The organism is Ectothiorhodospira shaposhnikovii, from assembly GCF_047222355.1.
Lineage (GTDB): Bacteria > Pseudomonadota > Gammaproteobacteria > Ectothiorhodospirales > Ectothiorhodospiraceae > Ectothiorhodospira.
On record NZ_CP178333.1, the window covers coordinates 1,162,855 to 1,176,650 of the forward strand.

General features: G+C 63.0%; 11 protein-coding genes and 1 tRNA gene. 2 read left to right on the forward strand and 10 right to left on the reverse strand.

The window, feature by feature from the left end:
* Nucleotides 1-100: 100 nt before the first annotated feature.
* Entirely contained in the window at nucleotides 101-1,312 is a 1,212-nt protein-coding gene (locus ACLF6L_RS05315; protein ID WP_412852521.1) for an ABC transporter substrate-binding protein, read from the forward strand.
* A gap of 3 nt (nucleotides 1,313-1,315) precedes the next feature.
* Nucleotides 1,316-5,116, forward strand: a complete 3,801-nt coding sequence (locus tag ACLF6L_RS05320) for an EAL domain-containing protein (RefSeq protein ID WP_412852522.1) — start codon at nucleotides 1,316-1,318, stop codon at nucleotides 5,114-5,116.
* Nucleotides 5,117-5,220: 104 nt separating this feature from the next.
* On the opposite strand, the gene ACLF6L_RS05325 is transcribed toward ACLF6L_RS05320, so the two are convergent.
* From ACLF6L_RS05325 to rsxA, 10 genes are all read right to left on the reverse strand, one after another.
* Nucleotides 5,221-5,297, reverse strand: a tRNA-Arg gene (locus ACLF6L_RS05325).
* Between the two features lie 55 nt (nucleotides 5,298-5,352).
* Nucleotides 5,353-6,798, reverse strand: a complete 1,446-nt coding sequence (locus ACLF6L_RS05330; RefSeq protein WP_238616531.1) for a GntP family permease — start codon at nucleotides 6,796-6,798, stop codon at nucleotides 5,353-5,355.
* On the reverse strand, nucleotides 6,795-7,898 hold the full coding sequence (locus tag ACLF6L_RS05335) for a patatin-like phospholipase family protein (protein ID WP_238616532.1): 1,104 nt from the start codon (nucleotides 7,896-7,898) through the stop codon (nucleotides 6,795-6,797). The genes ACLF6L_RS05330 and ACLF6L_RS05335 overlap by 4 nt, the downstream gene beginning before the upstream one ends.
* Nucleotides 7,899-8,114: 216 nt before the next feature.
* Nucleotides 8,115-8,381 carry an RnfH family protein gene (locus ACLF6L_RS05340; RefSeq protein WP_238616533.1) on the reverse strand — a complete coding sequence of 89 codons (267 nt, stop codon included), beginning with the start codon at nucleotides 8,379-8,381 and terminating at the stop codon, nucleotides 8,115-8,117.
* 27 nt (nucleotides 8,382-8,408) lie between these two features.
* Nucleotides 8,409-9,107: an electron transport complex subunit E gene (locus ACLF6L_RS05345; protein ID WP_412852523.1), complete on the reverse strand. Its 699-nt coding sequence runs from the start codon at nucleotides 9,105-9,107 to the stop codon at nucleotides 8,409-8,411.
* Nucleotides 9,104-9,832 carry an electron transport complex subunit RsxG gene (gene rsxG, locus ACLF6L_RS05350; protein ID WP_412852524.1) on the reverse strand — a complete coding sequence of 243 codons (729 nt, stop codon included), beginning with the start codon at nucleotides 9,830-9,832 and terminating at the stop codon, nucleotides 9,104-9,106. The genes ACLF6L_RS05345 and rsxG overlap by 4 nt, the downstream gene beginning before the upstream one ends.
* Complete coding sequence (locus ACLF6L_RS05355) at nucleotides 9,829-10,929, reverse strand: RnfABCDGE type electron transport complex subunit D (protein ID WP_412852525.1); 1,101 nt, start codon at nucleotides 10,927-10,929, stop codon at nucleotides 9,829-9,831. The genes rsxG and ACLF6L_RS05355 overlap by 4 nt, the downstream gene beginning before the upstream one ends.
* A 3-nt stretch (nucleotides 10,930-10,932) precedes the next feature.
* Entirely contained in the window at nucleotides 10,933-12,468 is a 1,536-nt protein-coding gene (rsxC, locus tag ACLF6L_RS05360; RefSeq protein ID WP_412852526.1) for an electron transport complex subunit RsxC, read from the reverse strand.
* Nucleotides 12,469-12,479: 11 nt separating this feature from the next.
* Complete coding sequence (locus ACLF6L_RS05365; protein WP_238616538.1) at nucleotides 12,480-13,019, reverse strand: RnfABCDGE type electron transport complex subunit B; 540 nt, start codon at nucleotides 13,017-13,019, stop codon at nucleotides 12,480-12,482.
* Nucleotides 13,020-13,040: 21 nt separating this feature from the next.
* Nucleotides 13,041-13,622 carry an electron transport complex subunit RsxA gene (gene rsxA / locus ACLF6L_RS05370; protein WP_008932848.1) on the reverse strand — a complete coding sequence of 194 codons (582 nt, stop codon included), beginning with the start codon at nucleotides 13,620-13,622 and terminating at the stop codon, nucleotides 13,041-13,043.
* Nucleotides 13,623-13,796: the final 174 nt, after the last annotated feature.

Genomic DNA, 13,796 nt, shown 5'->3' on the forward strand with positions numbered 1-13,796 from the left:
GGTCGATGGCGCGGGTGAAGTCCGGCACTGGCGCGTTGCCAGCGTTTCTCCGGAACCCGCAATGTGTGCCATAACCCGGCATCAAAGAGGATTCATCCTCATGTCTTGTCTGCTGGCATTGCAGAGACTCGCATTCAGGCGCACTGTATTTGCGGTAGCGTGCTTATTGATTTTCGGTTTTATTTTTAATGCTGCCTTGGGGTACGTTCTGGCAAGTCATGCAGATCCACCGCGCGTGGAGACTCCCCCGGTTGCCGTTATCGTCGGCAATAATGCCCCTGAGTCTTCGAGACTCCGTATTGCGGTCTTTACCCCAACCACGGCGGATAATACCTATTGGCCAGAGATCCATGCGGTGCTACACGCCGTCGCCGCTGATCTTGAGATCGACCTTGAGATTCATGAGTTTAGTGTTCTGGATCGCTTTGCGACAGTGTCGGCTGGAGTGAGGCGGCTGACGACAGAGCCTCTGCCGGATGCGGCCATCTTCTCGGTTGAGTTTGGACAGGCGAGCCGGTTGATGAGGGCAGCCGAGAAAATGGGAATCCCCTTTTTCCTGAACGGCCCGCTTTTTCCTGAAGAACTGGCAGAAATCGGGAAAATACCTGGCCGGGACTATACGTACTGGGCTGGTTATTTCCATGAAGACGAAGAGCGGAAAGGCTATCTCCTGGCGCAGGAACTGATCGCCGCCGCCCGGGAGGCAAATGCAGGGAAGGCTGACACGATTCAGGTGGCGGGCATCAATGGGTCCAGGTCCTGGTACGGATCCATTCAGCGTGAAGCCGGGCTGCGCCGAGCAGTGGACGAACATCCGGATGTCCGGTTGGTGCAGATGGTCTACACCCAATGGTCTCCGGAGGAGGGACGCAGGATGGCCAGCCAGATCTTGCGCCGCTATCCCGAGATTTCTGTGCTGTGGGCGGCCAGTGACCAGTTGGCGATCGGTGCCGCTGAAGCAATCGACAATGATCCGGCCGATGATGGTCCGGTAGTGCTGACCGGTGGATTGGATCTATCACATGCTGGCATTGATGCCGTGCTCAAAGGCGAACTGGTGGCAACCGTCGCCGGTACCAGTTTGCTGTGGGCTCAGGTGATGATCGATTTGCATGATCACCTGCATGGGCTTGATCCTGTCAGCGACTCAAGCTCTGTGCTGCTATCCGCGCCGATCGTTGCCGATCGCTTCACGGCGGAAGACATTCGGGCCTGGATATGTAGTTTCGATTCGATCGATTTTCGCCGATATTCCCGTTTCCATCACGGCAAAGATGTGTTTCGCCTGAGTGAGATCACGGGAGATCGGTAGATCATGCCAATGGCTTGGACAAGAACGAAGCACCTTGGCTTCATCATCCTGATGAGTACCGTTGTAACGATGCTCATTCTGGTGTTTCAGGCCTACGTCTTTTATCAGCAGGGAGTAAAGGATCGTGATCAGACCTTGCAGTCGGTAGAGAAAAGCTATCTCGACCCAACCGCCGCCGCAGTTTTTTTCTTCGAACAGCAGCAGTTGAACCTGATTTCCGGGGGACTGGTCCGGCTGCCGTACATCGATGCGGTATCCGTCTACGAATATGTCCTGGGGGAGTACCAGCCGCTTCTGAGGACGATGGAAGATCCTGGGGACCTCGAGTCGTTTGATTTTGCGTTGCTGTATGACCATGAAGGGGATCAGCGTCATATTGGAAAACTGACGGTCTATTCCGACCTTCGCTACCTTCGGGCGCAGGTATTGGAAAACCTGAGACGTACGGCTGGGTTCAATCTCCTGATCCTCTTGGGGATGGCGGTATGCGTGTGGTGGCTCACCAAGCGCGCTTTTTACCTGGCCTCGATCAAACGCCAGCTCGAGGACAATACGCGGCTTATGAGCATGGCCGCGTCGGTTGCGAAAATCGGCGGCTGGGTGGTTGATCTGGAAACCGATAGGGTGTACTTGTCGGACGAGGCTTGTCGTATCCATGATATGCCGCCCGGTTCGACGGTTTCGGTCAAGGAAGGCATCAGGTACTACGCCCCCGAGTACCGTGAGCGCATCGCCGAACTGTTTGAGGCGTGTGCCCGGAACGGGATGCCGTATGACGAGGAACTTGAGATCCTGAGCGCCTCTGGGAAGCGCGTCTGGGTGCGTACGGTAGCGCAGCCGATACGTGATTTTAACGGGCGCATTGTCCGTGTCGCGGGCGCCTACCAGGAAGTGACACAACGGCGCCAGGCGGAGCAACGACTACAGGAGTCGGAAGCCATGCTGCGCGCGGTCACCGAAGCCTCGCCGGACCCTATCTTCATGTCCGACGACAGAGGCAAACTGGTGTACTGCAACCCGGCGTTCGAAACCACTCTTGGGTTCTCGCCGGAGGCCTTGATCGGGCGGACCGTTCACGAGGCCCTCGCGCCAGAGCGTCACCGTGAAGCGATCGCTCGCGGTTACGCAGATTTTGTCCAGGCGGGTCCCAGTCCCGTACTCAGAACCTTGACAGAGCTTGAAGCCTTGCATGGTGACGGGCGCGAAGTGCAGATAGAGTTGTCCATGTCGGCGCTACAGATCAATGGCCGCTGGCACGCAGTGGGGGTGATGCGCGACATCACCAGGCGCAAGCAGTTCGAACAGGTTCTCTCCACTCTCAATCGCGAGTTGGCCCGGCTGGGGGGTGACGAGTTCTTCGGCCACGCCTGCCGCCTGCTGTGCGAGGCACTGGGCACCGACATCGCCTTTGTGGGCCTTCTGGAGGCGGAACAGCACCGGTTGGAGGCGTTTGCCGGATGGACCGATGGCCATTTGCTCACGCCCTTCCAGTACGACCTACCGGGGACGCTCTGTGCAAATGTCATCAAGGAGGGGGCCGTCTGCTATCCGGAGGACAGCCAGTCCCTGTTCCCCGATGACCCTCTGCTCAAGGAAATCGGCGTCGAGGCGTGCGTCGGCCACAAACTGATCGACAAGCAGGATCGAACCCTGGGGGTCCTGCTCACGTTGGGCCGGCAGCCGCTGACGGAGCAAGTGCGCGGCCTGGCCCTGTCCCTGCTGGGGTTATTCGTCGATCGTGTGGCCTCCGAGATCCAGCGCAGCGCGGCGGAGAAACAGTTGAGGCAGGCCGCCAACGTATTCCATTACGCTAACGAGGGGATCCTGATCACGACCCCTCAAGCCGACATCATCGACGTCAACGCTGCCTTCACCCGCATCACTGGTTACGAGCGGCATGAGGTGTTGGGGCAGAATCCGCGCTTGCTCAAGTCCGGCAGGCAAGGTAAAGCCTTCTACGCCGAGATGTGGCGGGCGCTGCAGGACGAGGGCAGCTGGACCGGCGAGATCTGGAACTGTCACAAAGACGGCGACTCCTACGCCGAGATGCTGACCATCAGTGCGGTGCGCGATGCCGACGGCACGATACAGCGCTACGTCGGGCTGTTTTCCGACATCACGCAGCTCAAGGAGCAGCAGCGGCAACTGGAGCACATGGCTCACTTCGACGCGCTCACCGGTCTACCCAACCGGGTCTTACTGGCGGACCGTCTGCAGCAGGCGATGGCCCTGATGGCACGGCGTCGACAGCAGCTGGCGCTGGTCTATATCGACCTGGACAGCTTCAAGAGGGTCAATGATCACTACGGCCATGATGCGGGGGATCGTCTACTGGTCGCCTTGGCCGAAAAGCTGCAGGCATCCCTGCGTGATGGAGATACCCTGGCCCGTTTGGGGGGGGACGAGTTCGTTGCGGTATTGCTGGATCTACCCGATGTCGAGTCCGCAAGACCGCTGCTGCGGCGCTTGCTCAACGCCGCGTCCTGTCCGGTGAGTGATGGGGAGCACAGCCTGCAGGTCTGCGCCAGCCTGGGGGTCAGTCTCTATCCCCAGGCCGAACCGATTGATGCCGACCAGCTACTGCGCCAGGCGGATCAGGCGATGTACCAGGCCAAGCTCGCCGGCGGGAATCGTTACCACCTGTTCGATGTGGAACATGATCGCTACCAACGCGATCGGCACGAGGCGCTGGAGGCGATCCGCCAGGGATTGGAGAACAATGAATTCGTGCTCTTCTATCAGCCAAAGGTGGCCATGGAGACTGGCGTTTTGTTGGGTGCCGAGGCTCTGATCCGGTGGCAGCACCCGGAGCGGGGTTTGCTACCACCTGTCGACTTTCTGCCGCAGCTGGCGGGCCACCCGCTGATGGTGGGGCTGGGCGACTGGGTGATCGAGGCGGCGCTGGCGCAGATCAGCCAATGGCGTGAGCAGGGGCATGCCCTGACGGTCAGCGTCAATGTGGATGCGCTGCAACTAACCCAATCCGATTTTGTTGCCAAGCTGCGCGCCGCACTGGCCCGCTACCCTGCCGTGCAACCGGGTGACATGGAACTGGAGGTCATCGAGACCAGCGCCCTGCGGGATATTGCCCACATTTCGAGCCTGATCAGGGAATGTCGTGGGTTTGGTGTCAGCTTCTCGCTGGATGATTTCGGCACCGGCTACTCTTCGTTGACCTATCTGAAGCGATTGCCGGTAGAGACCCTCAAGATTGATCAAAGCTTTGTGCGCGACATGCTGGATGATCCGGATGATCTAGCCATTCTACATGGGGTGATCGGCCTGGCCGAGAGCTTCCAGCGTGGTGTGGTCGCCGAAGGCGTTGAGACCGAGGTTCACGGCCAAATGCTGTTGCAACTGGGCTGCAAAATCGGCCAAGGCTATGCCATAGCAAAACCCATGCCTTCAGAAGAGATGACGCGATGGCATGCACGGTGGCAGCCCCATGCCAGTTGGAGTGGAACCTCCGCGATCCCCGATACCCTGCTGCCCGTGCTGTTCGGCATGGTTGCCCATCGTGCCTGGATGAACGCGTTAAAATCTTACGCGCACGAGACAAACCCGCATCCACCCGAACTGTCACCGCAACAATGCCACTTTGGTCGTTGGTTGGCGAGTCAGGATGGTAGGGGAGATACCTGCCCGGTGGTACTGACCCTGCACGAACAAGTGCATCAACTGGGCTGTGAACTGATCATGCTCATACAGAAGGGTGACGATCACCTGGCCCGGAAGCGTTTGGCCGAAGTGGAGGCTCTGCATGATCGACTCATGGAGGCAATTTGGGAGCTGATCGGAACCTGATGGTGGAAGCGGGTCCAACCTTGAGCCTATGGCTTTTCGCCTTCAAGGCCCAGAACGAAAAAAGGACCAGCAACGCCAAGTTACTGGTCCTTTTTTTCCTAATATGGCGCGCCCGGAAGGATTCGAACCTCCGACCACCTGGTTCGTAGCCAGGTACTCTATCCAACTGAGCTACGGGCGCTGAACAACTGAAGCGCGCATTCTATGGACGAGGCTGGGGGGTGTCAAGCATTTTTTTAAAAACTCCCGAACAGGGTTCCCAGGGTGATCAGTACCACCAGCGAGATGAACGGGGCCAGCATGGCCACCATGGCGATATCGAAATAGGCCTGGCGGTGGGTGAGGCCGCAGATGGCCAGTAGGGTGATGACCGCGCCGTTGTGGGGCAGGGTGTCCAGACCCCCGGTGGCTACCGCCGTCACCCGGTGCAGCAGTTCCGGATCGATGCCCCGGGCCTGGGCCATTTCCATGTAGGTCTCGCCCAGGGTGGACAGGGCGATGCTCATGCCCCCCGAGGCGGAGCCGGTCATGCCCGCCAGGATGTTCACCGCGATGGCCAGGGAAATGAGCGGGTTGTCGCCCCCCAGCCCCACCACCGTATCGCGGATCAGCAGGAAGGCCGCCAGGGAGGCGATGACGGCACCAAAGCCCACCAGGCTGGCGGTGTTGAAGATGGGCAGCAGGGAGGCGTTGGCACCGCTATCCACCGATTGCTTGAGTGTGGGCAGGCGCTTCCAGTTGGTGGCGATCACCACCAGCAGCGACAGCACCAGGGCGGCGATGACGGACCAGATCCCCCGCACCTGTTCGATGCTGGTCTCGCCGTACAGGGGCAGGGCAAGGAAGTCCGTGTCCATGCGCGGGATGATCAGGAAGGTGAACAGCAGGTTGATGGCGATCACCAGCACTAGGGGCAGCATGGCCACGAACACGGAGGGCGGTGCCACCGGGCGCTGTTCCACCGGCAGTTCCATGAGGTCGAAGCCCTCGCCTGAGGCCTTCTCTCGCAACTCCTTGTTGGGGGTGAAGTCCGCATCCGGATGGTCGCCGTAGCCTTCATGGGCCAGCTTGCGGGAACGGTAGGTGAGCCAGAGCATGCCCAGGGTGAACATCACCAGGGCGGTGATGATGCCCAGGCCCGGCGCTGCGAAGGGGGAGGTGCCGAAGTAGGGCATGGGGATGGCGTTCTGGATCGCCGGGGTGCCGGGCAGGGCGGTCATGGTGAAGGTGAAGGCACCCAGGGCGATGGTGGCCGGGATCAGACGCTTGGGAATGTTCGACTGGCGGAACAGGGCGGCGGCGATGGGGTAGACCGCAAACGCCACCACGAACAGGGAAACCCCGCCGTAGGTCATCAGGGCGCAGGAGAGCACCACCGCCAGGATGGCCCGGCTGCTGCCCAGCCAGCTGATGATGGCCTTGGCCAGCACGTCCGCGCTACCCGAATCCTCCATCAGCTTGCCGAAGATGGCCCCCAGCAGGAATACCGGGAAGTAGAGGGTGATGAAATCCCCCGCCGCTCCCATGAAGATCTGGGTGTAGCTGCCCAGCACCGGGCCGTCCATGGTGGCCACCACGGCGAAGGTGGCCAGGGCCGGGGCCAGGATCAGCAGGCTGATGCCCCGGTAGGCCAGGTACATGAGCAGGCCCAGGGCGATGAGAATGACCAGGATGCCCATCATGACTTGGCCTCCTTGCGCGGATGGTCGCGGTGGTTGTCGCTGTCCTCATGCTCCAGATCGGGCGGGGCGAAGGTGTCGGTGAACAGGCTTTTCAGGTCGAAGCTGGAGCGCAGGCCCAGGTCATCGAAATGGCGTTCCAGGAAGGCATCCGCCCAGGCCCTGCCCCGGTCACGGAGATGGGTGAGGTAATCCCACTCGGCGTTGAGCTTGCTGGAGGCGTCCAGATCCTTGAGTTCCTCGTGGGCGTGGATCAGGTGCACGAAGATGTCCCGGTAACGTTCCGATTCCAGCTGCTCCGCCTCGATCAGCTGGTGTAGCAGCTCGATGGCGCGCAGTTCCTTGATCAGGCTGGCGTTGAAGGTGATCTCGTTGAGTCGGTTGATGATGGCACGGCCGGTCTTGGGCAGTTCCTCCCGGATCAGGGGATTGATTTGCACGATGATCAGGTCCCGGGTGGCGGTGTCTTCCACCAGGGGGTAGAGGGCCGGGTTGCCGATGTAGCCCCCGTCCCAGTAGGCCTCGCCGTTGATTTCCACTGCCTGGAACAGGAAAGGCAGGCAGGCGGAGGCCATCACCGAGTCCACGGTCAACTCGGGCTGGGTGAAGATGCGGCCCCGCCCGGTGCGCACGTTGGTGGCGGTGACGAATACCTTGAGTTTGCTGCAGTGGTTGACCCGGTCGAAATCCACCTGTGCCGCCACCAGATCCCGCAGGGGATTGATGTTCATCGGGTTGAGTTCGTAGGGGGAGAACTGCCGGGTGAGCTGTTCGAAGAAGAGGTAGCCCGGCGAATGATCCATGCTGAAACGGTGGGTGAGCCGGTCCCAGAGGGTGCGCTGGATGGGGGAGAAGCGGGCGGCGTCGCTGACGGTTTTCCAGAAGGCGGTGAGGGCGTCGCGGGCGCCTTCCCGGCCGCCTCGCTCCAGCCCGTCGGCCACGACCACGGCGTTCATGGCGCCGGCACTGGTGCCGCTGACGCTGCTGATGTGGATACGGGGGTCCGCCAGCAGGCGGTCCAGGACGCCCCAGGTGAGCGCGCCGTGGGCGCCGCCTCCCTGCAGGGCCAGATCCACGGTCTTGCGGGGTGTGCTGTTGCTCATTGGTCACTGATTCCGGTGTGAGCTTGGTTCTATTGCAACGCAGCAGCGGGAGGATGTCCAGTTCTGGAGAAAGTGGGCGGTCCTCGCTGTCACTCCGGGAGTATTCAGCGTCGCTCCCGCGTAAGCGGGAGCCCAGGGTTTTCTGGCCCGTCACTGGATTCCCGCTTTCGCGGGAATGACGGGGAGTCGTGGGAATGACGGGTTGGGCAGGTCGGATCAATCGTCGTCATCATCATCGTCGTCATCGGACAGGTCCACGGTGATGGGGCGATAGATCTCCACCCGGTCCCCTTCCTGCACCGGGTTGTCCAACTTGCAGAACTTGCCGTAGATGCCCACCTTCTGATGATCCAGATCAATGCCCGGAAACCGCTTGAGGATGCCGGATTGCTCGATGGCCTGCTGCACGGTGGCCCCTTCCGGCAGTTCCACCTGCAGCCAGGCCTGGTTGCCGGGTTCACTGTAGGCTACGCCGACTTTCATGGATGTGTTCCTCCCAAGCCTGTCATGTCATGAGGATGTGGCCGGGGCCGCCGCCGGCGCCGTCCGCGCCGCCAGTCGGGCATCCAGCACCCGTTTGCCCGCCAGGATGAAACCCAGGGCCAGGAAGGCGCCGGGGGGCAGGATCATGAGCAAAAAGCCCCGATAATCGGGGATCAGGGTCAGTTCCATCCAGGCAAAGCTTTCTCCCAGCAGCAGGTGGGCATCGGCGAACAGGGTGCCGCTGCCGGGGATCTCGCGCACGGCCCCCAGGACCACCAGGATCACGGTGAACCCCACTCCCATGGCCAGACCGTCCACCATGGCCCGGTGCACCGGCTGGCGGGAAGCGAAGGACTCGGCCCGGCCCAGAATGGCGCAATTGGTGACGATGAGAGGGATGAACAGGCCCAGTGCCTTGTGCATTTCATACAGGTAGGCGTTCATCACCAGGTCCACCAGCGTCACCAGGCTGGCGATCAGCAGGATGAAGACCGGAATCCGCACCTCGGGGGTGATGATGCCCCGGAACATGGAGACCAGAAGCCCCGAGGCCACCATGACGAAGGTGGTGGCCAGGCCCATGCCCAGCCCGTTGGTGGCGGTGCCCGTGACCGCCAGCAATGGGCACAGGGCCAGCATCTGGGCCATGACCACGTTGTTGTCCCAGATGCCGTCCCGGAACAGACGGCGATAGTCCTCCAGCAGTGCCTTGGCGCTTTGGGTCATGGGCGTATCTCCGGCAGATTCCGGGCAGATGGGGATGTCCGGGGGTCCTCGGGGGAGGCAGAATCCTGTGTGGCTGTCGGCATCCGCTCATCCGGTCCATCCGGGGCCCGTTGCAACAGTTCCGACTGATGGGCATGGAACAGGGTCAGCCCGTCCCGCACCGCGTTCACCACCGCCCGGGGGGTGATGGTGGCCCCGGTGAATTGGTCGAAGGGGCCGCCGTCCTTTTTTACCGCCCAACGGGGGGCGGGCAGGGCGGCGAAGCTCAGGCCGTCGAAGGCCAGGATCCACGGATCACGATTCACCTCGATCTTGTCGCCCAGTCCCGGGGTTTCCTTGTGCTGCAGCACCCGCACGCCCAGCACTTCACCCATGGCATCCACCCCCATGAGGATATGGATGGGACCGGCATAGCCTCGGCCCTGAACCCGGAACGCCACGCCGGACACACGGCCTTCCTGCCGGGCCCGGTAGACCTCCAGGGAGCGTCCGTCGTCGGTGCGCAGGGTATGGATGTCCTCCTGGGGGCGATTGTCGTGCATCTGCGCGGGCAGGACCTGTTCCAGGGTGCGGCGGAAATCCTCGGCGCGACGCTCGGCGATGGTGTCCCGGGTCTGCAGGTCGGCAATCACCAGCACGGCGCTGGCCAGCAGGGCGATGCCCCCCAGCAGGGTGGCCTGGTAGCCGACCCGCTTGCGATAGGTGGGTTGTGCCAGGGTGGTCATGGGCGCTTCTCCTGAGCCGGTGCTTCCGTGTTTTTCATCGGCAGGGGCTTACCGCGCCGGGTGCGGCCATAGGCACGGGGGCGCAGGTAGTGATCGATCAGGGGCGTGAGGGCGTTCATGAGGATCACGGCGAAGGCGGCGCCTTCTGGATACCCGCCCCAGGTGCGGATGACATAGATGAGCAGGCCGCAGCCGGCGCCGAACAGTAATCGCCCGGCCACGGTGCTGGGAGAGGTGACCGGATCGGTGATAATGAAAAAGGCCACCAGCATGGCCGCACCGGAGAACAGGTGCAGACCGGGTCCGGCATAACGCTCCGGGTCGATGAGCATGAATATGGTGGACAGGATCACCAGGGTGCCCAGCATGGCCACCGGGATGTCCCAGGTGATGATGCGTTTGGCCATGAGCAGTAGCCCCCCCGCCAGGAGCAGCAGGGCAGAACCTTCACCCAGACTGCTGGGTACGAAGCCCAGGGCCTGCTGGAGCGGGGCATAGACTCCGGGCAGGGTCTCGGACAGCCCCAGGTCCCGGCTGAAGCCGGTCTGGGTCTCGCCCAGCACGGTGGCGCCGGTGACGGCGTCGGGAATCGCCGCCAGGCCGAAGGTGATGGCCAGCCCTTCCAGGAAGCCGGGGGCACCCTCTGAAAACAGGGGGGAAGGCGTGATCCAGGTGGTCATCTCCAGGGGGAAGGAGACCAGCAGGGCCACCCGGGCCAGCATGGCCGGGTTGAACAAATTCTGGCCCAGGCCGCCGAAGACGTGCTTGCCGACGATGATGGCAAAGGCCGCCCCCAGCACGCCGATCCACCAGGGCGCCCACGGCGGCAGGGTCAGGGCCAACAGCAGGCCGGTGACGATGGCCGAGCCATCCATCAGGAACGGCGATACCGGCCGCCGGGCAATGCGCAGGCACAGGGCCTCGAACAGCACGGCGGCCAGAATGGTGATGAGCAGCAGGTTCAGGGCGGGCCAGCCGAACAGGTAGACACCGAAGGCGGTGGCCGGGAGCAGGGCGAGGGTGACCCAGCCCATGTTCCAGGCCACGCTGCCTGGGGCATGGGTATGGGGGCCGCTGACGGGGGTGGTCTGAGTCATGGGTTAGGCCTCTGCCTCATCGGCGGCGGGGGTCTTTGGGGTCTCCTTGGCGGCGCGGGCGGCCTTGGCTTCCTCGGCCTTGCGCTTGGCGGCCTCGCGCTCCGCCTTGCGCCGTTCCGCTGCCTCGGCCTTGGCCCGGGCTTCCGCCTCCTGGCGTTCCCGGCGTTGCTGGGCCAGCCGCTTGATCTCCTCCTGGCGACGCTGCTGTTCCCGCCGCGCCCCCAGCACGCCCTTGGCATGATGGAAGAACTGCACCAGGGGGATATGGGAAGGGCAGACATAGGAGCAGGAACCGCAGGCCACACAATCCATCAGGCCGTAATCGACGGCGCCGTCCATGTCCTCCTTGCGGATTCTTGCCGCCATCTCCAGGGGCATGAGACCGCAGGGACAGGCCGCCACGCAGCGTCCGCAGCGGATGCAGGGCATGGTTTCGCCGATGTTGATCTCTGCCTCGGTGAGGGCAATGATCCCGTTGCTACCCTTGATGACGGGCACCTGGGCATGGGGCATCACCTGGCCCATCATGGGGCCACCCATCAGCAGACGGGCCGGTGGTTGCCGGGTGCCGCCGCAATGGGCCAGCAGGTCTTCCACCCGGGTGCCCAGCAGGACCTCCAGGTTGGCGGGTCGCCGGACCGCGCCGCCGCCCACGGTGACGATGCGGGAGATCAGCGGGCGGCGCATGCGCACCGCCCGATGGACGGCGTAGGCCGTCCCCACGTTGTGGACGATCACGCCGATGTCCGCCCCCAGCTTGCCGGCCGGGATCTCGCGGCCGGTGACCGCCTTGATCATGTGTTTTTCCGAACCCATGGGATAACGGGTCGGGACCGCCATGGCCTCGATGGTGTCCATCTCATACAGCCGCGCCTGCAGGGCGGCCAGGGCTTCGGGTTTGTTGTCCTCCACCACCACCAGGGCGCGTCGCGCCCCCAGGGCATGGCGCATGATGCGGATGCCGTCCACCACCTCGTCGGTGCGTTCCCGCATCAGGCGGTCGTCACAGGTGAGATAGGGCTCGCATTCTGAGCCATTGATAATGAGGGTATCGATGTGATGCCGGGACCCCAGGTTCAGCTTGATGGCGGCGGGGAAGGTGGCTCCACCCATGCCCACCACGCCGGCCTCGGCCACCCGGCGGGCGATGGCTTCCGGTTCCAGGTTCAGGGCATGTTCCGGGTCCGGGTCCTCCAGCCAGCGATCCTCGCCGTCCGGTTCGATGACGATGGTCTCCACCGGCAGGCCGCTGGGATGGGGGGCGGGATGGGGTTCCACCGCCAGGATCCGGCCCGAGGTGGGCGCATGCACGGCCGCCGACACGGCGCCGTCGCCGCGGGCGATCATCTGGCCCTTGAGGACGGTGTCGCCGGCCTTGACCACCGGGCGGGCGGCGGCACCGATATGTTGCTGTACCGGCAGATAGAGCCGTGTCGGCAGGGGCAGGGGTTCGATGGGCAGTCCGCTGGTGGCCTGCTTGCGATCATCGGGATGGACGCCGCCCTGGAAGACGGGCCGCTTGCGCATGAAAGAGAACATGGGGAGCACCTTCAGGCCGATTTGGGTTTGGGCCAGTGCCAGCGACGCAGGCTGGGGGCTTCCGGCACCAGGCTCAGACCCTGGGTGGGGCAGACCTCCACGCATTTGCCGCAGCCGTTGCAGGCCTCGACGAAGACCGTATGGATCTGCCGGTTGGCGCCCATGATGGCGTCGGTGGCGCAGACCTTGTAACACCGGGTGCAGCCGTTGCACTGATCGGGATCGATCACCGCAAAGGCGGGGACTTCCTCACCCATGGCGGACAGGTCCACGGTGATGTCCAGTTTGTCGGCCAGTTGCTGGGCCAGGAGCTTGCCGCCCGGCGGACACAGGGTGACGGGGGCCTCCCGGGACGCCAGGGCCTGGGCGGCACTGGGGCAGCCGGGCAGGCCGCACTGACCGCAGTTGGTGCCGGGCAGCAGGGCCTCGATTTCGTCCACCAGGGGGTCCTTATCCACCCGCAGGTATTTGGCGGCCATGCCTAGACCGTAGCCCAGGAGCAGGCCCATGGTGGTGAGGATGAAAATCGCGGAAAGCAGGGATGGTTCCATCGGAAATTCCTCCTGTCGCGGTCAGGCGAAGTTGAGTCCGGCAAAACCCATGAAGGCCAGGGACAGCAGACCGGCGACGATGAAGCCAATGGGGGCGCCGGCAAAGGCGGCCGGTACGTTGCTGATGGCCAGGCGTTCCCGCAGGGCGGCGAAGATCACCATCACCAGGGTGAAGCCCAGGGCCGCGCCCAGGCCGAAGGTCACGCTCTGCAAAAAGCCGTGGCCTTCCTGCACATTGAGCAGGGCCACCCCCAGCACCGCGCAGTTGGTGGTGATCAGGGGCAGGAAAATCCCCAGCACCTGATAGAGGGCGGCACTGGTCTTGCGGATGACCATTTCGGTGAACTGCACCACGGCGGCGATCACCAGGATGAAGGACAGGATGCGCAGAAAGCCCAGGTCCAGGGGTGCCAGGACGAAATACTCCAGCAGCCAGCCGGCCACGGACGCCAGGGTGAGCACGAAGGTGGTGGCCAGCCCCATGCTCAGGGCCGTGTCCAGCTTGTTGGAGACACCCATGAAGGGACACAGCCCCAAAAATTGCACCAGCACCACGTTGTTGACCAGGGCGGTGCCCACCAGCAGCAGCATGAACTCGGTCACGGTCGGTTCCTTCGGTTCGGTTGACGAAGGAATTGCATCTTGTGTGCCAGCCGCCTCATGCACGATGAAGGCGCATGAATCCAGGGGTCTTGTGGGGAATTGCACCGTGCTGGTGCGTATTGCTCTGTGCGGATCGTGACAGCGTGGGCCGGGTGATGTGGGTTCTGTCGGGAA